The following is a 20,868-nucleotide window of genomic DNA, read 5'->3' as shown; positions in this document are numbered from 1 at the left end:
ACATCGACGACAAGATCATCCGCCGCGCGCTGGAACGCGGCATCAGCCTGCGGGCCTTGACCGAGGAGATGACTGCCGCCATGCACCAGGACATCGCCGCCCTGGGCATCGAGCCGCCGACACTGGAGCCGCGGGCCACCGAGTACGTGCCCCAGATGCTGGGGCTGATCGACCGGCTTGAGGCCAAGGGCCTGGCGTACCGGGCTGAAGGCGGCGACGTGAATTTTGCGGTGCGCAAGTTCCCCGGCTACGGCAAGTTGTCGGGCAAGTCGCTCGACGACCTGCGTGCTGGCGAGCGTGTGGTGGTGGACAGCGACAAGCTGGATCCGCTGGACTTTGTGCTCTGGAAGGCCGCCAAGCCCGACGAGCCGGCCGAGGCGCAATGGGCCAGCGACTATGGCCCGGGCCGGCCGGGCTGGCACATCGAATGCTCGGCCATGTGTGGCGCCTTGCTGGGCGAAACCTTCGACATCCACGGCGGCGGCGCCGACTTGCAATTCCCACACCACGAGAACGAGATTGCCCAGTCGGAAGGAGCCAATGGCCAGCCGCTGGCGCGTTTCTGGGTGCACAACGGCTTTGTGCGCGTGGACAACGAGAAGATGTCCAAGAGCCTGGGCAATTTTTTTACCATCCGTGACGTGCTTCAGCAATACGACGCGGAAACGCTGCGCTTCTTCATGGTGCGCACCCACTACCGCAGCCCGCTGAACTACAGCGACGCCCATCTTGACGACGCGCACGGCGCGCTCAAGCGGCTTTACACCGCACTGGCCTCGGTACCGCCCGAGCCTGTGAAAGAGATCGACTGGTCGAACCCGTTTGCACAGCGCTTTGGCGCGGCGATGGACGAGGACTTCGGCACGCCCGACGCGGTGGCGGTGCTGTTTGAGCTGGCCAGCGAGGTCAATCGCGGAAAAGACGCGGCTTTGTCTGGTCTGCTGCGCGCGCTCGGTGGCACCTTGGGTTTACTCCAGCAGACCCCGTCTGATTGGTTGCAGGGCAGGTTTAGGACGAACCAGACCATTCAAGCGCCATTGCTTGAGAACAACCAGGAGTTTTTCGCAGCCTCTGTCCACCAATCGTCCTTTGTGGAAACAGTTGAGTCACAGATTTCCGCCCGAGCTGCCGCCAAGGCCGCGAAAAACTTCGCCGAAGCCGATCGCATCCGCCAGGCCTTGCAGGCGCAGGGCGTGGTGCTCAAGGACAGCCCGACCGGCACCACCTGGGAGCGTGCCTGATGGCTATGACGCCGACCCTGAATTTTGGTGCGAATGCGCCGGCCTACTGGGCTGATGCCTGCCGACACCTGATCAAGCGCGACCGGGTGATGAAAAAGCTCATTCCCAAACACGAAGGCGTGAGCCTCGAGTCCCGGGGAGACGCCTTCGTAACGCTGGCGCGCAGCATCGTCGGACAACAGATTTCGGTGAAGGCGGCGCAATCGGTCTGGGACCGTTTCCAGGTCTTGCCGCGAAAGCTGGTGCCCGCGCAGGTGCTCAAGCTCAAGGTCGATGACATGCGCGCAGCGGGCCTGTCGGCGCGCAAGGTAGAGTACTTGGTCGACCTTGCCCTGCATTTCGCCAACAATCAGGTGCATGTGGATGCCTGGGGCGAGATGGACGACGAAGCCATCATCGCCGAGCTGATCGCCATCCGCGGCATCGGCCGATGGACCGCAGAGATGTTCCTCATCTTTCATCTGATGCGACCCAATGTGCTGCCGCTGGACGATGTGGGGCTGCAAAACGGCATCAGCCGCTGCTATTTTTCTGGCGAGCCGGTGAGCCGCAGTGAAATCCGCGAGGTGGCCGCCTCCTGGGCGCCATACGCCAGCGTGGCGACTTGGTATATTTGGCGCTCGCTGGACCCCACTCCCGTGTCGTACTGAACAAAAAAGACGTCGTTGAAGAAGTCCTGGGCTGCCGGGACCGCGACCCGCAGAGCCTCCAGCGCGTGTGCCGCCAGCGGGTCGCCACCAGACCACAGGAGCCTTACCTTGGCCAAAAAGAATTTTCTCGATTTCGAGCAGCCCATTGCCGAGCTGGAGGGCAAGATCGAAGAGCTGCGTTATGTGCAGACCGAGTCGGCGGTGGACATCTCCGAAGAGATCGAGCAGCTCGCCGGCAAGAGCTTGCAGCTCACCAAAGACATCTACAGCAACCTCACGCCGTGGCAGATCACCAAGATCGCGCGCCACGCCGACCGGCCCTACACGCTGGACTATGTGCGCGAGTGTTTCACCCATTTCCAGGAGTTGCATGGCGACCGCCATTTTGCAGACGACCTGAGCATCGTTGGCGGTCTGGCGCGCTTCAACGGCCAGCCCTGCATGGTGCTGGGTCACCAGAAAGGGCGTGACACCAAGGAGCGGGGCCTTCGCAACTTCGGCATGACCAAGCCCGAGGGCTACCGCAAGGCCTTGCGTCTGATGAAGCTGGCCGAAAAATTTCGCTTGCCGGTCTTCACCTTTGTCGACACGCCCGGCGCCTATCCGGGCATTGATGCCGAAGAGCGAGGTCAGTCGGAAGCGATTGGCCGCAACATCTTCGAGATGGCGCAGCTGGAGGTGCCCATCATCTCCACCATCATCGGTGAGGGCGGCTCGGGCGGCGCACTGGCGATTTCGGTGGCCGATCAGGTGCTGATGCTGCAGTACTCGGTGTATTCGGTGATCAGCCCTGAGGGCTGCGCGTCTATCCTTTGGAAAACCAGCGACCGCGCCAGCGACGCAGCCGATGCCCTGGGCATCACGGCGCACCGCCTCAAGGCACTGGGGTTGGTGGACAAGATCGTCAACGAGCCGGTGGGCGGCGCACAGCGCGACCACAAGCAGATGGCAGCCTTCCTCAAGCGCGCACTGGGCGATGCCTGGCGACAGGTGGCCGATCTCAAGACCAAGGAATTGCTGGAGCGGCGCTACGCCCGCATCAACAGCTACGGCCGCTTCACCGACACCAAGGCCGACAGCAAAGCGGACAAGCGTTGAGGTGGGCGCCGCCTCCGCGCCAGCCAATCCCGCGGCTCGCGCGCTGGCTCGCTGGTGCGAACGCTATGCCGCTCGCGCGCCGCTGGGACGGGTGGCGGTGGCGTTCAGCGCCGGCGCCGATTCCACGGCCTTGCTGCTGGCAGCGCACCAGCGCTGGCCCGGCCACGTAATCGGGTTGCACGTACACCACGGGCTTCAAGCCGCCGCCGACGCTTTCGAAGCGCAGGCGCGCGCCGCGGGCCAGCAGCTGGGCCTGCCGATTGAGGTGCGGCGCGTGGATGCCTGCGCGCAGCCGGGCCAGAGCCCGGAAGATGCGGCGCGCCGGGCGCGCTACGGAGCGCTGGTGTCGATGGCGCACACCGCAGAGGTGTCCCGGGTGCTGCTCGGTCACCACGCCGACGACCAGGCCGAAACCTTGATGCTGGCGCTCAGCCGCGGCGCCGGCTTGCCGGGTCTTGCGGCCATGGGGGAGGTGTTCGAGCGCGATGGTGTGGCCTTTGGGCGTCCGCTGCTGTCGGTGCGAGCGTCTGAGCTGCGCGATGGTTTGCAGGCGATGGGCCAGACGTTCATCGACGACCCGACCAACGCCGATCCGCGCTTCACCCGCAACCGCATCCGATCCGAGCTGTTACCCGCGTGGGCTGCCTGCTTTCCGGGCTTCGAGGTTCAGCTTGCGCGCAGCGCACGCCACGCCGCTCAGGCGCAGCAGCTGCTGGACGAGCTGGCAGAGCTCGATCTGGCGCTGACCGGGCAGCCGCCTGCGATCGCAGAGCTGCAGGCGCTGAGCCGAGCCCGCCAGGCCAATGCGCTGCGGCGCTGGCTTCGGCAAAGTGCCGATGCCGCGCCCAGCACTTCACAGCTCGACGAGCTGCTGGACCAGATCGCTGACTGCCGCACGCGTGGACACCGCATTCAGATCAAGGCGGCACACGGGGTGGTGAGTCGTCGAGGTGAGCGGCTGCACTTTGGCCCGCCGATATAATTTCGGGTTGCTCGCGGCCTGCTGGGCAGCCTAGTCCGTGCGGAGCCCTCAGGCTTCTCACGGCGTTCTGAATCAACCTACTTTTTCCGATGGCCTTGATCGTTCACAAGTACGGCGGCACCTCCATGGGGTCGACCGAACGCATCCGCAACGTGGCGCGCCGCGTCGCCAAATGGCACCGCGCCGGCCACCAGATGGTGGTCGTACCCAGCGCCATGAGCGGCGAGACCAACCGCCTGCTGGGACTGGCCAAGGAGCTCGCGCCCTCGACCACCGGCAGCGCCTATGGGCGCGAGCTCGACATGCTGGCCGCCACCGGTGAGCAGGCCTCCTCCGCACTGCTGGCTATCGCGCTGCAGGCCGAGGGTCTGCAGGCGGTGAGCTACGCTGGCTGGCAGGTGCCGATCAAGACCAACAGCGCCTTCACCAAGGCGCGTATCGAATCGATCGACGACGTGCGTGTGCGCGCCGATCTGGACGCGGGCCGGGTGGTCATCGTCACCGGCTTTCAGGGCATCGATCCTGATGGTCACATCACGACGCTGGGCCGTGGCGGTAGCGACACCTCGGCGGTGGCCGTGGCGGCGGCGCTCAAGGCGGCCGAGTGCCTGATCTACACGGACGTGGACGGCGTCTACACCACCGACCCGCGCGTGGTGCCCGAAGCGCGCCGCCTGCTGCGCGTGAGCTTTGAAGAGATGCTGGAGATGGCCAGCATGGGCAGCAAGGTGCTGCAGATCCGCTCGGTGGAGTTCGCTGGCAAATACAAGGTGCCGCTGCGCGTGCTCTCCAGCTTCACCCCCTGGGACATCGACCTGACCGAAGAAGCCGTCTCCGGCACCCTGATCACTTTTGAAGACGAGGAAGACATGGAACGAGCTGTTGTTTCCGGTATTGCGTTCAACCGCGACGAAGCCAAGATCGCCGTGCTGGGCGTACCCGATACCCCCGGCATCGCCTACCAGATCCTTGGCACGGTGGCCGAAGCCAACATCGAAGTCGATGTGATCATCCAGAACGTGAGCAAGGGTGGCCTGACCGACTTCAGCTTCACCGTACACCGCAACGACTACCAGAAGGCCATGGACCTGCTCAAGGACCAGGTGCTGCCCAAACTGGGTGCGGCCGATGTGGTGGGTGACGCGCGCATCTGCAAGGTCAGCATCGTCGGCATCGGCATGCGCAGCCACGTGGGCGTGGCCAGCCGTATGTTCAAGTGTCTGAGCGACGAGGGCATCAACATCCAGATGATTTCCACCTCCGAGATCAAAACCTCGGTGGTGATCGACGAGAAATACATGGAGCTCGCGGTGCGCGCCTTGCACCGGGAATTCGACCTCGACCAGACTACCGACACCATCGCCGGCTGAGCCACGGCCTCTCTGAGAAGGCGAGGGGAGTTGAGGCATAATGTGCAGCTTCCGGAGCGATGACCGAGTGGCCGAAGGTGCTCCCCTGCTAAGGGAGTATGGGGTGTAGAGCCTCATCGAGGGTTCGAATCCCTCTCGCTCCGCCAGAAACCTGATTAACCCGCCACATGTGCTGCATGTGAGCGGGTTTTTCTTCGTCGGGTGCTGAAGTGCTCTTTGGCGACCCGCCTGTTGTGGATCGGCGTGGACAATCGCGCGATGTCCTCAAAGCCTTCGATCGCATCACCCCTGAGCGGCACCGCGTTTTCCATCCTGCTGCTGATCGCTTTCATGATGGGGGCCAACCACGTGGCGGCGCGGCTGGCGTTTGATCATGGGGTTGATGTAGCCACGGCGGTGGCGTTTCGCAGTGGTGCGACCGTGTTGGCGGTGGGCTTGGTGCTTCGGATGTACCGCGTGCCGCTGCGCATCGGGCTGCGGCAGCGTAGGGCCTTGCCGGCCATCGGTGTGCTGGTGGCGGTGCAAAGCCTCTGTCTATATTCGTCGGTGGCGCGCCTGCCGGTGGCGCTGGCACTGCTGGCCTTCAACACCTACCCGTTGTGGACAGCGCTGTGGGCTCGTGTGCTGTACCAGCACCGGCCGGCACCGCGGGTGCTGCGCGCCATGCCGGTGATCTTGGTCGGGCTGACGCTCGCGTTGGATGTGTTCGGCGCAGCCTCCGGCCTGCAGGCGTCGGCGCACTGGGCGCGGATTGGCGTGGGTGTGGCGTTTGCCCTTGCGGCGGCGGCCACCTTTGGCCTGGCGCTGGTGTTGACCCAGCACGAAGCGGGCGACATCGATGGCCGCTGGCGCACCTTCACCACGCTGTCCATCGTGGCGGTGCTCGCGCTGCTGGGTGTGGCCACTCAGGGCGGCTTTCATTTGCCGCAGGCGTCCTTGGGGTGGGTTGGGCTGCTCGGGCTGACGGCGCTGTACGGCACCGCGTTCACCATCATGTTCACCGTGTTGCCGCGCCTGGGGGTGGTGGGCAACTCGGCCATCATGAATGTCGAGCCCATTTTTGCGCTCGTGCTGGCGTGGCTGCTGTTGGGTCAGTCGATCGCGCCCGTGCAGGTGGCCGGTGGCCTGCTGGTGGTGGCCACCGTGATGTGGCTGGGTACACGGCGCAACTGACGCTTGATCGGCTCAGTCCTCGATCGATGCGCTCCAGCGATCGTTCCACCCACCGGTTTCACGCAGGCCTTGCAGGTCGCGCCGGTCGCGCTTGGTCGGGCGGCCTTGCGCCAGGCTGTGCGCCGGTTCGGGCGCTAGCCGGCGTTGCTCGGCCAGCGCCAGCCGCTCGGCGATCGACTCGGGCGTTTCCTCAAACAGACCTGCAGCCAAGGTAGCCGAGCCGCGCACGCTACTGAGTGCTTGCACCACCACCGTGCGCACCATGGCACCGACGTGCAGCTCCAGCCGGTCGCCGGGTTTGACGTCGCGCGAGGGCTTGGTGGGCAGGCCATTGAGGCGCACCCGGCCCTTGTCGATGGCCTCGGTGCTCAGGCTGCGCGTCTTGTAGAAGCGCGCGGCCCAGAGCCATTTGTCCAGGCGGACCTTGTCGGTGGCGGCGGGTGGGCTCATGCCGTGGTGGAGGGAGGGTCGGTCGGTAGGGTGAAAGGGGCTTCTGGCGCCAGGGGCAGTTGCACACAAGCGTCCAGGCCGGTGGTGCGGCCTTGGGTGAGCCGATTATCCAGCGCAATGCGCCCCCCCAGCGATAGCACGATGCCGTGGCAGATGGTGAGCCCCAGGCCCACGCTGCCTGCGGCGCTGTCGCCGGTTTCGGTGGCAAAGGGCTGGAACAGGCGCTCGCGCAGGGCAGCAGACACCCCGGGGCCGCTGTCGCTCACGGTCAGTGTGGCATCGACCGCGGATGCGCGCAGCGCCACCGTCAGCGGTGCCCCGGGTGGTGAGTGCTTGATGGCGTTGTGCATCAGGTTGCGGCAGAGTTCTCGCAGCGCCCAAGTGTGCGCCTGCACTGGCGCCGCCTGACTCTCCAGCGAAAAATCAAGAGATCGTTCCGCGATCAGGGGCGCCAGGTCCAATGCCACCTGGCGCAGTACATCGTCCCAGTCGGTCACGGGCGGGTCGCGGTCCTCGCGAAGCTGCTCCACCTTGGCCAGCGCCAGCATCTGGTTGGCCAGCTCGGTAGCGCGCTCCACGGTGTGCGCGATCTCATCGAGTGCTTGTGCCGGCTCGACGTCGCCCCGGCGTGCCGACTGCAACTGCGTTTTGAGCACGGCCAGCGGGGTGCGCAGCTGGTGCGAGGTGTCGCGCACAAAGCGCTTTTGGTGCTCAAGCAGTTGCGACAAGCGCGCCATGTGCTGGTTGGTGGCTTCCACCAGCGGAAGCAGTTCGCGCGGCGCGTCGGCCACGGGCAGCGGCGACAGGTCGTTTTCGCTGCGCGCGGCAAGCGACCGGCTCAGCGCTCGCACCGGCTGGGTGGCGCGCTGCACCACCAGCACCACCACGCCCACGATGACCAGCACCAGCGCCGCCTGGCGCCACAGCGTATCGACCAGGATCTGGCGCGCCAGCGTCTGCCGCAGTTCCAGTGTTTCAGCCACCTGGATGGTCGCCATGCCCTGGCCTGCCGAGCCCGACACGGGCTGCAGCAACACCGCCATGCGCACCGGCGTGCCACGGTAGTCTTCATCGTAAAAGTGCACCAGCGCTGCGTAGATGTTTTGCTCCGGCAGGCGAGCTCGAGGAGCGGGCAGGTCTTCGAAGCCGGACACGATGTCGCCCGAGAAGCCGTTCACCCTGTAAAACAACCGGCTGCGGTTGTCAGCCTCAAATGCTTCGAGGGCCGAGTAGAGCAGGGAGGCCTGCACCTGAGGCGCCTGCGCCGTGCCCACCACCTGTAGTTGTTCGCCCAGCGACTTCGCGGTGGCCAGCAGGGTGCGGTCGTAGGCCGTGTCGGCGGCGGTCAGCGCTTGGCGGTACAACACCGCCGTGTTGATGAGCAGAAAGCCCAGCACCGGCATCAGAATGCCGAGCAGCAGCGTTCGGCGCAGCGACAGCGGGCGGGCGGCGGTGCGCGTCAAGCGGAGGTCCAACTAGGTCGATGTAGGTTCATGCCGGCCCGGCCTTGAGCAGGTAGCCCAGTCCGCGCAGAGTGACGAGTTGCACGCCGGTGTCCGCGAGCTTCTTGCGCAGCCGGTAGGCGACCACTTCGATCGCCTCGGGCTGGGCTGTGGTGTCGCCCGGAAACACAGTGTCGAACAGGCGCTCCTTGGCGATGGCATGGCCCGGGCGCTGCAGTAAGGCGCGCAGCAAAGCAAGCTCGCGCGGCGGCAACTCTAGCGGCAAGCCCTCGGCATAGACGGCGCCACTGTCGCGATCCACCCGAAGTCCACACCAGTCGACCGACACGGCCGGTGCGTCGCGTGAAGCCTCATGGGCACTGGCACTTCGGCGAACCAGAGCGCGAACACGCGCTTCCAGTTCGTCGAGATCGAACGGTTTGGGCAGGTAGTCGTCGGCCCCGATGTTCAGCCCGATGATGCGGTCGCCCACCGTGCCGCGGGCAGTGAGGATGATGACCGGCGTGGTGAGGCCGGCGGCGCGCGCATCGCCCAGCACCTGCAGCCCGTCGCGCCCGGGCAGGCTGAGGTCGAGCAGCACCGCATCGGGCAGGCTGACATGCCACAGCGCCAGCGCCTTGGCCCCGTCACCACAGGTCAGTACCTGCATGCCCCTGCGCTCGAAGCTGCGCTGCAGCGTGGCCTGCATGGTGGGGTTGTCTTCGATGAGGAGCAGTTTCATCCGCTGTCGATTATCCCCAGCGTGCAGAGGTTCGTCTTGCGCGGTAACCCGCGCCAGCGGTGAAGCTTGGGGGCCACATATCCACCACTAGGGTTTGTCCGTAGCGCGTGGACAGCCGTTTGACAGGGCCAGCTTGCATGATCGCCAGTGCAGATACCCACACAAGGAGACACCCATGCGTCGCGACACCTTCCTCAAATCCCTGGCCGCTCTGGCCGCTGCCGGTGCCTTGCCTTCCGAGGCCTGGGCCAATGGCAATATGAAGATGATGATCCCTGCCAACCCGGGTGGTGGCTGGGACAGCACCGGCCGTGCGCTGGGCAAGGCCTTGCAGGACGCCGGTGCGGCGTCTTCTGTGACCTTCGAGAACAAGGGCGGCGCAGCCGGTGCGATCGGTCTGGCGCAGTTCTTCAACGCCAGCAAGGGTGACCCGAACGCGTTGATGGTCATGGGCGCCGTCATGCTGGGCGGCATCATCACTGGCAAGCCGCCGGTCTCGGTCACCCAGCTCACCCCGATTGCCCGCCTCACGACCGAATACAACGTGTTCGTGTTACCAGCCGAATCGCCGTTGAAGACGATGAAAGACGTGATCGAGCAACTCAAGAAAGACCCGGGCAGCGTCAAGTGGGGCGGCGGCTCGAGGGGCTCCACCGAGCACATCGCCGCTGCGCAAATCGCGCAAGCCGTAGGTGTGGAAGCCTCGAAGATCAACTACGTGCCGTTCCGGGGCGGTGGTGAGGCCACGGCAGCCATTCTGGGCGGCAACGTCACCGTGGGCGGTAGCGGTTACAGCGAGTTCCAGCAGTACATCGAATCGGGCAAGATGCGCCCGATCGCCGTCACCTCGGGCCAGCGCCTGCCCGGCATCAGCATCCCCACGCTGAAAGAGCAGGGCATCAATGTGGAGATCGGCAACTGGCGCGGCGTATTCGGCGCTGCCGGCATCACTCCGGCCGAGCGCGACGCGCTGACCGCCCTTGTGGTCAGGGCGACAAAGAGCCCGAGCTGGGCCGAAGCCCTGACCAAGAACAACTGGACCGCAGCCCTGCTCACCGGCAAGGCATTCGACGACTTCGTGGACCGCGACTTCTCCGCCCTGCGCGCGACCATGGTGCGCGCTGGCATGGTCTGACCCTGTTCGCTCGGCGGCCCGAGCCTGGGTGCCCGTCGCCGCTACCCACCGTCATGATCCACCCGCCTGAGCGCCAACAGCGCCGGGCGGGGCTGCTGCATGGAGACCCCGCATGAACCCGAGTGCTTCCCCTGAAACATCGCCACCCGGCCAGGGCGTGCCCACCCCGGCCGCGCGCCGATCCGGCCAGTTGCTGGTGGGCGTGGGCGCATTGGGTGTCGCGGCGGTGTTGGCCTACGGCGCCACCTCGATTTCGTCCGAGGCCGGCTACGCGGGCGTAGGGCCGAACTTTCTGCCCTGGGTGATCAGCGTGGCCATGGCCGTTTGCGGCAGCCTGCTTGTCTTCGAAGCGCTGACCGGAGGCTATCGGAAGATGGACACGCCGTCGGGCGCGCCGCGCGGCGACTGGGGTGCGCTGGCATGGGTGTCGGCGGGGGTGCTGCTCAATGCCTCGCTCATCACCACCATCGGCTTCATCCTGAGCTGTGCCCTGTGCTTCACGCTGGCGGTGCGCGGTCTGCGCGCCAGTGAGGGTAAATCCGCGGGTAACCTGCGGCAGACGGTGATCGATGCGGTCACCGGCATGCTGATCGCCGCCCCGGTGTACTGGTTGTTCACCAAGCTGCTGGCTGTGACCTTGCCCGGGCTCACCGGCAGTGGATGGATTTGAATCCATGATGGACATCCTCAATCAGTTGCTTGGCGGCTTCGCCACCGCGGGCACGCCGATCAACCTTCTCTGGGCGCTGGCGGGTTGCGCGCTGGGTACGGCTATCGGCGTGCTACCGGGCCTGGGCCCGGCGGTGACGGTGGCCATGCTGCTGCCCATCACCGGTCAGGTCGAGCCCACTGCATCGATGATCTTTTTTGCCGGCATTTACTACGGTGCGATGTATGGCGGCTCCACCACTTCCATCTTGCTGAACACGCCAGGCGAAACCGGCACCATGGTGACCGCTCTGGAAGGCTTCAAGATGGCCAAGCATGGGCGCGCCGGCGCCGCGCTCGCCACCTCGGCCATTGGCTCGTTTGTGGCCGGCACCATCGCCACCGTGCTGGTCACGCTGTTTGCGCCCATCCTGGCCAAGTTCGCGGTGCAGCTCGGTCCACCGGAATATTTCTGCCTGATGCTGCTGGCCTTCACCACGGTGAGCGCCGTGCTGGGTCAGAGCACGCTGCGGGGCCTGACCGCGCTGTTTTTCGGCCTGGCGCTGGGTCTGGTGGGCATCGACCAGATCACCGCCCAGGTGCGCTACACCGGTGGCGTGATGGAGTTCATGGACGGGGTCGAGGTAGTGCTGGTGGCGGTAGGTCTGTTTGCGGTGGCCGAAGCGCTTTACAACGCGCTGTACGAAGGCCGCAGCGCCAACGACCTGAACAAGATGAACAAGGTGCACATGACGCGCACCGAGTGGCGCCGCTCCTGGCCCGCCTGGCTGCGCGGCACCGCGATCGGTTTTCCCTTTGGCACCATCCCCGCAGGGGGCTCGGAAATTCCCACCTTCCTCAGTTACGCCGCCGAGCGCAAGCTGGCCAAGCCCGAGCACCAGGCAGAGTTCGGCACTGTGGGCGCCATCGAAGGCGTGGCCGGCCCCGAGGCGGCCAACAACGCCGCTGTCACCGCCACGCTCGTGCCTCTGCTGACGCTGGGCATCCCGACCTCAGTGACTGCAGCCATCCTGCTCAGCGCGCTGCAGAACTACGGCATCAACGCCGGCCCGCAGCTTTTTCAGACATCGGGCGACCTGGTGTGGGCGCTGATTGCGTCGCTTTACATCGGCAACGTGATGCTGCTAGTGCTCAACCTGCCGCTGGTGGGCTTGTGGGTCAAGCTGCTCAAGATCCCCAAACCGCAGCTCTATGCCGGTATCCTGATCTTCGCCACCGTGGGTGTGTACGGCATGCGCCAGAGCGCGTTTGACCTTTACCTCATGTACGGCCTGGGCCTGCTCGGTGTGCTGATGCGCCGCTACGACTTCCCCACTGCGCCGGTCATCGTTGGGCTGATCCTGGGGCCGCTGGCTGAAGCGCAGATGCGCAACGCGCTGTCGATTGGCGAGGGCAGTTGGTGGGTGTTTGTCGAGCGGCCCATGTCGGCCACGCTGCTGGCGCTGGTTTTGCTGGTGCTGGTCACGCCGCGCCTGCTGGCCTGGCACCGTCGGGCTTGAGTTACCAGGGCCGCCCAACGGCGCTGCTTCACGGCTGGGCCTTGATGGCCTCGGCCTCTTTCTGGTAACTGTCGTACGGCTGATCGGCCTCTTTCATGCACCGCAGCCGTTCCCGCACATCGACGATCTTCAGGCACTGGTTGCGTTGCCAGGTCTGTGCACTCGCGTAGCCTTGCTGCAAGCTACAGCCAGTGACAGCCCAAGACGGGCCGATACAAACGAATAGCAGGACCGCCGCGCGCCTGCGCAACCCTAAGGTCCGCATTTCAGTCTTTTGCGCCTAACTCCAGCGCACGCTCTCGGCTGGCTTTGAGCGCCATCGGATCGTCTGCCGCCTTGGTGGGCCAGCCTTGAAGGTGACGCTCGGTAAGGTCGGTCAGGGCGCGGATCCAGTCCGGGCTGTCGTTGAGGCAGTCGATGTACTGGAACTGCTCGCCACCAGCGTGCAGGAAAGCCTCGCGAGCTTCCATGTTGATTTCTTCCAGCGTCTCCAGGCAGTCGCTGGTGAAGCCGGGGCACACCACATCCACGCTCTTGGTCCCGGCCTGCGCGAGTGCGATCAGCGACGGTTCGGTGTAGGGTTCCAGCCACTTGGCCTTGCCAAAGCGCGACTGGAACGTGACCTTGTAGCGCTCCTTGGAAAGGCCGAGCTGTTCGGCCAGCAGGCGGCCGGTCTTGTGGCATTCGCAATGGTAGGGGTCGCCTAGATCGAGCGTGCGCTCGGGCACGCCATGAAAACTCATCACCAGCTGTTCGCTCTGGCCATGGTGCTGCCAGTGGGTGCGGATCTTCTTGGCCAGGGCCTCGATGTAGCCGCGGTCGTCGTGGTAGCGGTTGATGAAGCGCAGCTCGGGCAGCTGCCGGGTGTTCAGCGCCCAATGGGCGACCGCATCGAACACGCTGGCAGTGGTGGTGCCGCTGTACTGCGGGTAGGCCGAGGCGATCAGCACCCGGTTGACGCCTTGCGCTTTGAGCTCGTCGAGCACAGAGGCGATCGACGGGTTGCCGTAGCGCATGGCATAGCGCACCGTGACCTGGTGGCCCCGCTCGCCCAGATAGCCACGGAGCAGGGTGGCCTGTTTTTCGGTCCAGACCTTGAGTGGCGAGCCCTCCGGCGTCCAGACGCTGGCGTATTTGGCCGCCGACTTCTTGGGCCGCACGCGCAGGATGATGCCGTGCAGGATCAGCCACCACAGCGCCCTGGGGATCTCAACCACGCGGTGGTCGCCCAGGAATTCGGCGAGGTAACGGCGCAGGGCCGGGGCGGTGGGCTCATCGGGCGTGCCGAGGTTGCAAAACACCACGGCCGTACGCGTCGGCTGGCCATGGGAATAGGGAGGTTCTTTTTGGAAAGGCATGCGCTATTCTCCCGCAGACATGAACACGCCCATCAATACGCCTTTGTCAGGCATGGCACCAACGTCGGATTTTGATCCACAGCGGGTGCGCGCCATCACCTTGGACCTGGACGACACCTTGTGGCCGATCTGGCCCACCATTGCGCGCGCCGAGGGCGTGTTGCAGCAGTGGCTGGACGACCATGCCCCGGCCGCCGCCGCCCTCGGACGCGACAAGGGCACGCTGCGCGAGGTACGCAACCAGATGCAGACCCTGCGCCCCGACCTGGCGCACGACATGAGCGCGCTGCGCAGGGAGTCGATTCGCCTGCTGTTGCAGCGCGCCGGGGATGACCCGGCCCTGGCCGAAACGGCGTTTGAGGTGTTTTTCGCCGAGCGTCAGCGGGTCGAACTGTTTGACGACGCCTTGCCGGCGCTCGCCTTCCTGAGCAGCCGGTTCCCGGTGGTGGCCTTGTCCAATGGCAACGCCGACGTGCACCGTGTCGGGCTGGGCGAACATTTCCGCGCCAGCATCAGCGCGCGCGAGTTCGGCGTGGGCAAACCCGATGCGCGCATCTTCCATGCCGCTGCCGCCGCGGCTGGCGTGAGCGCGGACCAAGTGCTGCACATCGGCGACGACGCGCACCTGGATGGTGTGGGGGCGCTCAACGCCGGCATGCAGCTGGCCTGGGTCAACCGCGCAGAACATCCCTGGGAGCATGCGCCGCTGCAGCCCCACCTCACCGTCTCGGACCTACTGGCCCTGTGCCAGGCGTTCGGCTGAACCTTCTCTCTACATTTTCTATGAGTCTCACCATTTACGGCATTCCTGCTTCACGCGCCGTGCGCCCTTTGTGGGCAGCGATCGAGCTGGGCCTGTCCTTCGAGCACGTCAATCTGCCCTACCAGGGCGGCGCTACGCGCAGCCCGAATTTCCTGGCGGTCAACCCCAACGGACATATTCCGGCGGTGGTGGACCGGCGCTCATCGGGGCAGGAGGTGGTGGTCTGGGAAAGCATGGCCTGCGCTCTCTACATCGCGCGCCACCACGGGCAGCCCGATGGCCACAGCATCACGCCGGCCGATGCGGGCGAAGACGCCGACGCCTTGCGCTGGAGTTTCTGGGCTGTGACCGAAACCGAGTCCGATGCACTCACGGTGTTGATGCACCGAATGGTCATGCCGGCCGACCGGCGAAAACCCGAGCTGGCCGAGGCTGCCGAGAAGCGCTTGGCCGCGCCGCTGCGTGTGATCGAGCAGCATCTGGAGAAGCAAAGAGACCAGGCACAGGGCTACCTGGCTGCTGCGCGTTTCACTGTGGCTGATCTTTGCGTGGCCAGTGTGCTGAACTGGGCGCGACCCGCGCGCGAGTTGATGGCGGCGCACCCGCTGACACACGACTGGATCGTGCGCTGCATCGAGCGGCCCGCTCACCAGACGGTCAAGGCCAGGGGCGCTTGACCGTCCGGACCCTTGGCGCCTGAGTGGGCTCACCAGCCCCAGAGCAGCTTTTTGGATATCCAGCCGCTCTTGCCCTCGGTGCGCTCCACGCGCACCCAGCTGCCGCGGTTCTCCCGCGTGCGCATCAGTTCGCCGTAGGTCGCCTTACCCACGATGCGGTGCTTCGTGCCGGGCCCGCTGCGCACGTTGGCGTTGTTCACCTTCACGATGTGGTGTGGCTGGCGACCGGTGAGCGAAGCGGCGACCCAGCCAGTATCCCCCTCGAAATCCTTCACCTTGAGCCAGCGGTTCTTGCGCTGGGTGACTTGCAGCGGATAGCCCTTTTGCAGCTCCCACAGGATGGTGTTCTGAGTGCCGGGACCCGCGCGCATGTTGAGGATGCTGCCCTTGACGCTGACCATTTGTTTGGCTGGCTGCGCCTGAGCCAGTGTGGGCGCCAGGGCGATGGCGCACCAGGCCAGCAGGGTCACGATCGTTCGGGTGGGGGCTTTCCTTGTCATCCGCTGAGGGTCCTTTCGATGGGGTGGGTGGATGTCTGGTGTGAAGGGAGCGTCTGTGAAGGCGGTGGTTCCCTTGAGGCGGTGAGGTGGGCACGCGATTTCAGCGTGGCCAAGCACTCGCCGCACCCTGCATGGTACCGGCCTCGGCCAACTGGTCAGGGCATGGGCCTTCGCGATCGGCCCACTCCGTGCACCCGCTGATACGCCCGGCGGTACAGCCGAAGGCTGCGCTCGGCCTGTCCGAGCACGCTCTCGGGCGCATAGCCAGGCCCCTCCAGTCCGCTCAATGACAGGCCGGAGGCTTGCCCAGTGAGCAGTGCCAGGCCGTCGCTGACGTGTGCTGCGGTGTGAATGTGAAACCGGCCCTGTTGCACCGCCGCGACGACAGCCTGATCGAGCATCAGGTGGCGGTGATTGCGCTCCGGTATCAGCACACCTTGCTCACCGTCCAGCCCGGCGACCTCGCAGACGCGGAACCAGCCTTCGATTTTTTCGTTGATGCCGCCCACCGGCAGCACTTCGCCGTGCTGGTTCAGGGCGCCGGTCACCGCGATGCCTTGTTTGAGGGGCATGCCCGCCAGCGCCGATAGCACGGCAAACAGCTCGGCGCACGAAGCCGAGTCACCCTCGACACCGTGATACTCCTGCTCGAAGACCACGGCGGCATTGAGCGCCAGGGGCGCGAGGTGGGCGAACAAATGGGTCAGGTAGCTGTGCAGGATCAGCACGCCCTTGTCGTGGATCGGGCCAGACATCTCCACCTCACGCTCGATGTTCAGCAGCCCCCGGGAGCCGGCGTAGGTGTGTGCTGTCACGCGAACCGGCAGGCCGAAGCGCCAGTCGCCCAGATCGATCTGGGTCAGGCCGTTGATCTGACCGACACGCGCACCACGTACATCGATCAGGCGTTCACCTTCGGTGATCGACTCGCGAAGGCGCTGCTCGGGGTAGTCGTGGCGCAGCCGGTGGGCATCGAGCGCCGAGGCAACATCCACTGCCTCCACGAGGCTGCCGCCGCGCGCATCGCTCGCCGCCGCACTCTCGGCCACCAGCGCCTCGATGTGGCCAAAGATGGCGCTCTGGCGGGACTGGTCGTCGACGCGACGGTGTGCGTCTTCCAGCACGCGCGCGACGGCGGCTGCGCTGAGGTGGCGCAGGCCCAGCTTATGGCAGGTCTGAGCCACAAACAGGGCGGTAGCAGCGCGTGTGTCCGTGGTGGCGGAAAAACTCTCGGCGAAATCGACCTTGGCGCGGAAGTGTCGCGCGAACTCCGGGTCCCCTTCCTGCAGTGCGTAGTACTCCTCAGTTGACCCGATCAGGATGATCTTGGTGTGCACGTCAACCGCCTGCGGTTGCAGCGAGACCGCCGTCATCGGCATCAGCATGTTGCTCGGCTCCTCGATCTGCACCTTGCCCGAGCGCATGAAGCGGCGCAGCTTTTCCCACACCAGCGGGTCAGTCACCAGATCGCGCAGGTGCAGCAGCAGAAAGCCGCCGTGCGCACGGATCAGGCTGCCCGCCCGCACGCGGGAGAAGTCGGTCAGCATCACGTCTTCCTCGGCCTGGTACTCGATGCGCCCGAACAGCGAGTGGTAGACCGGGTTGTCTTCGATGATCACCGGCGCGCCGGCGAGTTCGGCGTTGTCCACCACTAGGTTGACCCGGTAGCCCAGCAGCAGCTGAGACAAGGCTTCCTGGCGCTCAGCATCATCGTCGTCCTGCGGCAGGAAAAGTTCCAGGTGCTCGAGCACATCCTGCGCTACCTGATCGAGGTAGCTGCCGAGCTTGACCGCGTCCTTGATCTGTTTTTTCAGTGGGTTGCGAATGGCCTGCAGCTCGTGGTCGATCAGCGGCCTTACGACCTGCCTCCTGAGCGCGGCGAGGCCTTCGTTCATGGTGCGCAGCAGCGGCCGTGTAATCTCCAAGAAGCGCGCAATCTCTTCACGCAAAGCCTGCTCGGCCTCATCAACCTGGGCTCGGCGTTCCTTGGGCAGGGCGCGGGCTTCGTTTTCTGTCAGGGCGCCGCCCTCGGCGCCGCGCAGCGTGAACACCAGGCGCCCCGATTCCCGATACAGGTTGAAGCCATGCGCATCGGCAAAAGCGTCTAGCTCGGCGTAGGCCTTGGCTTCTTCGGCTTTGTAGACGTTCTCAATGCGTTCGCTGTCGGTCTTGAAGTCCTCGCGTTCCAGACGGGCTGGAATTTCGACTTGTAGAAAACGGACAAAACGGACCATCAACTGACGAAGCTCGCGCCCTTGCCCGGCGGGCATGCGCAGCGCGCGCGGTCGGTCAGGCGCCTTGAAGTTGTGCAGGTAACACAGGTCGGGCGGGACAGCCCGCTCGGCGGCGACCGCCTGGGTCAGCTGGCGTAGCAGCGAGGCGCGCCCGCTGCCGACCTCGCCCAGTACAAACAGGTTGTAGTCCGGCTGCTCCATGGCGAGGCCGAAACGCGCAGCCTGTTCGGCGCGTTCCTGACCGATCCAGGGCAAGGTAGGCACCTGCAGGTCGGCGGTGGAGGCAAATCCCAGGGAGGATGGGTCGATCTGCAATCGCAGTTGGTCGGGGGGCAAGGTCTTGGCGGGCATGGTGTGAACTGAAACAAGTCAACACCATCATGCGCACATCACCCGAATGCGCAAGCCCCGATGTCAAAGGCGGGTCACAGCATCCAGCCCGCTGCGCACCGCGCCCTCCAGGGTGGCGGGGTAGGGGCCCGCCACGTAGTCGCCCGCTGCCCAGAGGCGAGGCGCGATCGCGACTTCGGGCCGTTGCAGGCCGGGCGTGCAGGCGAAGGTGGCGCGTTTTTCCACCACGGTCTGGATGACCTGCAGGTGGTGCAGGCCCAGTTGATCGCGCGCCTGTTGCAGCACGGACTGCTCCAGGGTCTCGCGCTCACCTTCGCTGGCGCTGATCACAAACGCCAGCGCGCCCTGCGTGCTCGGGTCGGCCGAATTCAGCTGCCCGCGGTCGAACACGAACTGTGCCGGAGCACCGATTCGGCTGCGCAGCGCGAGCATGGGTTGTGTCAGCCGGACACCGGGCGCCCAGGCGTACACGGTGGTGATGGCGGTGAAATCAAGGGCGGCGGCCATGTGGGCCCAGGCGCGCAGGGCGACTGCGGTGGCCTCGGGTGCGTGGTTGCATGCTTCTTGCATGGCTCGGGTCGCTGGCGCGGCGCCGGTTGCCCAGATCACGGCATCAAATGCCCAGTCAAATGCTTCGCCATCGCGCTGACCTGCCAGGCACCAGCCGTTGGGCATCGGCAGCAGGGTGGTCACCCGGGCGCCAGTGAGCACCCGGCTGGCTTGGGGATGGGTCGTGGCCAGCCAACGCGCAGCGGCGTCGGGAAACAGCGCGCTGAGATCCGCCCGCGGAAGCAACAGACTGGAGGCCGACCACGGCCCCGAACGCGAGCCGAACAGGGCATCGCGCATCACCCGAAGGAACACGGCGGCGCTGGCCTGGCTGGCGGGAAGATTGAGCGCCGAAACGCACAGTGGCTCGACCAGCTCGTCCATCACCCGCTGGGGCAGGCTGCTGCACAAGCCGCTGACGGTGAGCGACGGCGCACAGACAAAGCCCGAACGTTGCCAGGTCAGCGACGCCCGCACCAGCGCCAGCCGCTCGCCCCAGGTCCATCCGCGGGCGGTGGCGATGGCGACCAGGGCATCCAGCGGGGCGGGCAGACGGGTTGCCCAGCCGGGCATCTGGAGTCCCTGGCCATCGGGGTAGGGCAGGGCCAGCGGCAGCGCGGTGAGCACCTGCGGCAGGTCGAGGCCGACCCGCTGCATCAGGGCCAGGCAATGGCTGTAGGCTCCGATCAGGATGTGCTGCCCGTTGTCGAGCTGCACCGCCACGCCATCGGGCCGGGTTGATGGCATCGCGCGCGCGCGCCCGCCCAGTTGGCGGGTGGCCTCCAGTACCGTGACGTCGATGCCCGCGTCGGCGGCTGCCACGGCGGCAGCCATGCCCGCCCAGCCGCCGCCGACTACGGCCAGTCTCATGGCCCGGGCTTCACGGCTCACGGGTACGGGCGGCCCGCGCAGCGGCAAAGTTTCAGAGCCACGTTTCGACGCTGGCTCGCCCCAAGGCGAAACAGCCCCCAAACCGGTGAGGGAGCCGGTTCCTCCCAGTTCCCGGGGCAGCGACCCGCGCAGCGGCAGAGCATGGGGGCCACCCTCACTACAGCCTGCCCAACGCCTGCACCTTCCACGCAAGCCAGAACTTGCGCAGCGGTGTCAGGCTCACACGCCGGGTCAGCACCAGCAGGGGGTCGGCGGCGATTTCTCGAAGCAGGGTGCGGTAGATGCTGGCCATCATCAGGCCGGGCTTCTGGCTGCGCCGGTCGACTTCGGGCAGCAGGGCCAGGGCCTCGTCGTAGGTCTGCAGGGCCCGCTCACACTGGAAGCGCATGAGGGCCCGGAAGCGGCGCTCGAAGTCGGCTTTGTCCATGCCGGGCGCCTCGCCGCGCTTGAGCAGTTCATGGGCCTTGACATCAAAACGCTGCAGCTCGTTGACCGGCAGGTAAATGCGGCCTCGCACCGCGTCCTCACCCACGTCACGCACGATGTTGGTGAGCTGAAAAGCCAGCCCGAGGTGGTGAGCGTAGGCGGTGGTAAGCGCCTGGGTCTGGCCAAAGATGCGGGCCGCAACCTCGCCCACCACGCCGGCCACCAGGTGGCAGTACTGCTGCAGGTTGGCGAAGTCGAGGTAGCGGTTCTGCTCCAGGTCCATCTGGCAACCATCGATCACGGCCAGCAGGTGCCGCGCTTCAATGCCGAAGCGCTCGGTGTGTGGCATCAGGGCGAGCATCACCGGATGGCTTTTCTCACCAGCGTAGGCCTGCGCCACCTCGCTGCGCCACCAGGCGAGTTTGGTCTGGGCAATGCCCACATCACTCACTTCGTCGACCACATCGTCCACTTCGCGGCAGAAAGCGTAAAAGGCGGTGATCGCGGCGCGCCGCTCGGAGGGCAGGAAAAGAAAGGCGTAATAAAAGCTGCTGCCCGAAGCGGCTGCTTTCTGCTGAACGTAGTCTTGGGGCGTCATGGGTGGCGGCGAACTGCGCTGAGTGTAAACAGCCGCCACAACCCGGCACGGGCCTGCGGTCTTGAGGCGC

At 65.8% G+C, this 20,868-nt stretch carries 20 protein-coding genes and 1 tRNA gene; 12 read left to right on the top strand and 9 right to left on the bottom strand.

Features of this window, described 5'->3' with window-relative positions; genetic code table 11:
- From cysS to GPT34_RS12080, 7 genes are all read left to right on the top strand, one after another.
- Positions 1-1,241, top strand: a 1,241-nt coding sequence (cysS, locus tag GPT34_RS12110) for a cysteine--tRNA ligase (protein WP_291012729.1), incomplete at its 5' end; no start/stop codon positions are given.
- Positions 1,241-1,891: a DNA-3-methyladenine glycosylase 2 family protein gene (locus GPT34_RS12105; protein WP_291012726.1), complete on the top strand. Its 651-nt coding sequence runs from the start codon at positions 1,241-1,243 to the stop codon at positions 1,889-1,891. The genes cysS and GPT34_RS12105, both read left to right, overlap by 1 nt.
- Positions 1,892-1,999: 108 nt before the next feature.
- Positions 2,000-2,989, top strand: coding sequence for an acetyl-CoA carboxylase carboxyltransferase subunit alpha (locus GPT34_RS12100; RefSeq protein WP_291012723.1), 990 nt, complete (start codon positions 2,000-2,002; stop codon positions 2,987-2,989).
- A 1-nt stretch (position 2,990) separates the two neighbouring features.
- Positions 2,991-3,971: a tRNA lysidine(34) synthetase TilS gene (tilS, locus tag GPT34_RS12095; RefSeq protein WP_363356830.1), complete on the top strand. Its 981-nt coding sequence runs from the start codon at positions 2,991-2,993 to the stop codon at positions 3,969-3,971.
- Between the two features lie 89 nt (positions 3,972-4,060).
- On the top strand, positions 4,061-5,341 hold the full coding sequence (locus GPT34_RS12090; RefSeq protein WP_291012721.1) for an aspartate kinase: 1,281 nt from the start codon (positions 4,061-4,063) through the stop codon (positions 5,339-5,341).
- Positions 5,342-5,394: 53 nt separating this feature from the next.
- A tRNA-Ser gene (locus GPT34_RS12085) sits at positions 5,395-5,487 on the top strand.
- Between the two features lie 112 nt (positions 5,488-5,599).
- Complete coding sequence (locus GPT34_RS12080; protein ID WP_291012719.1) at positions 5,600-6,514, top strand: DMT family transporter; 915 nt, start codon at positions 5,600-5,602, stop codon at positions 6,512-6,514.
- Between the two features lie 12 nt (positions 6,515-6,526).
- Here GPT34_RS12080 and GPT34_RS12075 read toward each other — a convergent pair whose 3' ends face one another.
- The 3 genes from GPT34_RS12075 to GPT34_RS12065 all read right to left on the bottom strand — a co-directional run bounded on the left by GPT34_RS12075 (position 6,527) and on the right by GPT34_RS12065 (position 9,148).
- Positions 6,527-6,964, bottom strand: a complete 438-nt coding sequence (locus tag GPT34_RS12075) for an RNA-binding S4 domain-containing protein (RefSeq protein WP_291012717.1) — start codon at positions 6,962-6,964, stop codon at positions 6,527-6,529.
- On the bottom strand, positions 6,961-8,367 hold the full coding sequence (locus GPT34_RS12070; protein ID WP_291012738.1) for a sensor histidine kinase: 1,407 nt from the start codon (positions 8,365-8,367) through the stop codon (positions 6,961-6,963). The genes GPT34_RS12075 and GPT34_RS12070 overlap by 4 nt, the downstream gene beginning before the upstream one ends.
- Positions 8,368-8,455: 88 nt before the next feature.
- Positions 8,456-9,148 carry a response regulator transcription factor gene (locus GPT34_RS12065; RefSeq protein WP_291012715.1) on the bottom strand — a complete coding sequence of 231 codons (693 nt, stop codon included), beginning with the start codon at positions 9,146-9,148 and terminating at the stop codon, positions 8,456-8,458.
- A 175-nt stretch (positions 9,149-9,323) separates the two neighbouring features.
- Here GPT34_RS12065 and GPT34_RS12060 point away from each other — a divergent pair, with 175 nt between their 5' ends.
- From GPT34_RS12060 to GPT34_RS12050, 3 genes are all read left to right on the top strand, one after another.
- Positions 9,324-10,283 carry a tripartite tricarboxylate transporter substrate-binding protein gene (locus GPT34_RS12060; protein ID WP_291012713.1) on the top strand — a complete coding sequence of 320 codons (960 nt, stop codon included), beginning with the start codon at positions 9,324-9,326 and terminating at the stop codon, positions 10,281-10,283.
- A gap of 112 nt (positions 10,284-10,395) precedes the next feature.
- Positions 10,396-10,953 (top strand): tripartite tricarboxylate transporter TctB family protein, encoded by a 558-nt coding sequence (locus GPT34_RS12055; RefSeq protein WP_291012711.1) that lies wholly within the window; start codon positions 10,396-10,398, stop codon positions 10,951-10,953.
- A gap of 7 nt (positions 10,954-10,960) precedes the next feature.
- Positions 10,961-12,451: a tripartite tricarboxylate transporter permease gene (locus tag GPT34_RS12050; protein WP_291012735.1), complete on the top strand. Its 1,491-nt coding sequence runs from the start codon at positions 10,961-10,963 to the stop codon at positions 12,449-12,451.
- Positions 12,452-12,479: 28 nt separating this feature from the next.
- Here the strand turns inward: GPT34_RS12050 and GPT34_RS12045 are convergent, their stop codons facing one another.
- Positions 12,480-12,632 carry a hypothetical protein gene (locus GPT34_RS12045; protein WP_291012709.1) on the bottom strand — a complete coding sequence of 51 codons (153 nt, stop codon included), beginning with the start codon at positions 12,630-12,632 and terminating at the stop codon, positions 12,480-12,482.
- 85 nt (positions 12,633-12,717) lie between these two features.
- Complete coding sequence (gene hemH / locus GPT34_RS12040) at positions 12,718-13,809, bottom strand: ferrochelatase (protein WP_291012708.1); 1,092 nt, start codon at positions 13,807-13,809, stop codon at positions 12,718-12,720.
- Positions 13,810-13,861: 52 nt separating this feature from the next.
- Between hemH and GPT34_RS12035 the strand changes: the two genes are divergently transcribed.
- Positions 13,862-14,572 carry an HAD-IA family hydrolase gene (locus GPT34_RS12035; RefSeq protein WP_291012733.1) on the top strand — a complete coding sequence of 237 codons (711 nt, stop codon included), beginning with the start codon at positions 13,862-13,864 and terminating at the stop codon, positions 14,570-14,572.
- A gap of 20 nt (positions 14,573-14,592) precedes the next feature.
- A complete protein-coding gene (locus tag GPT34_RS12030; protein ID WP_291012706.1) occupies positions 14,593-15,249 on the top strand; it encodes a glutathione S-transferase family protein in 657 nt (218 codons plus the stop codon).
- A gap of 29 nt (positions 15,250-15,278) precedes the next feature.
- Here GPT34_RS12030 and GPT34_RS12025 read toward each other — a convergent pair whose 3' ends face one another.
- The 4 genes from GPT34_RS12025 to hpnD form a co-directional block, all read right to left on the bottom strand.
- A complete protein-coding gene (locus GPT34_RS12025; protein WP_291012704.1) occupies positions 15,279-15,749 on the bottom strand; it encodes an SH3 domain-containing protein in 471 nt (156 codons plus the stop codon).
- 155 nt (positions 15,750-15,904) lie between these two features.
- Positions 15,905-18,334, bottom strand: a complete 2,430-nt coding sequence (locus GPT34_RS12020) for an ATP-binding protein (protein ID WP_291012702.1) — start codon at positions 18,332-18,334, stop codon at positions 15,905-15,907.
- A gap of 63 nt (positions 18,335-18,397) precedes the next feature.
- Positions 18,398-19,753 carry a hydroxysqualene dehydroxylase HpnE gene (gene hpnE / locus GPT34_RS12015; protein ID WP_291012700.1) on the bottom strand — a complete coding sequence of 452 codons (1,356 nt, stop codon included), beginning with the start codon at positions 19,751-19,753 and terminating at the stop codon, positions 18,398-18,400.
- A 178-nt stretch (positions 19,754-19,931) separates the two neighbouring features.
- Positions 19,932-20,798 carry a presqualene diphosphate synthase HpnD gene (hpnD, locus tag GPT34_RS12010; protein ID WP_291012697.1) on the bottom strand — a complete coding sequence of 289 codons (867 nt, stop codon included), beginning with the start codon at positions 20,796-20,798 and terminating at the stop codon, positions 19,932-19,934.
- Positions 20,799-20,868: the final 70 nt, after the last annotated feature.

Origin of the sequence: Hydrogenophaga sp. (assembly GCF_011390835.1) — a bacterium.
Classification (GTDB): Bacteria; Pseudomonadota; Gammaproteobacteria; order Burkholderiales; family Burkholderiaceae_C; genus Hydrogenophaga.
The sequence above is the reverse complement of the archived record's forward strand: the minus strand, read 5'-3'. Positions and strand labels throughout refer to the sequence as shown.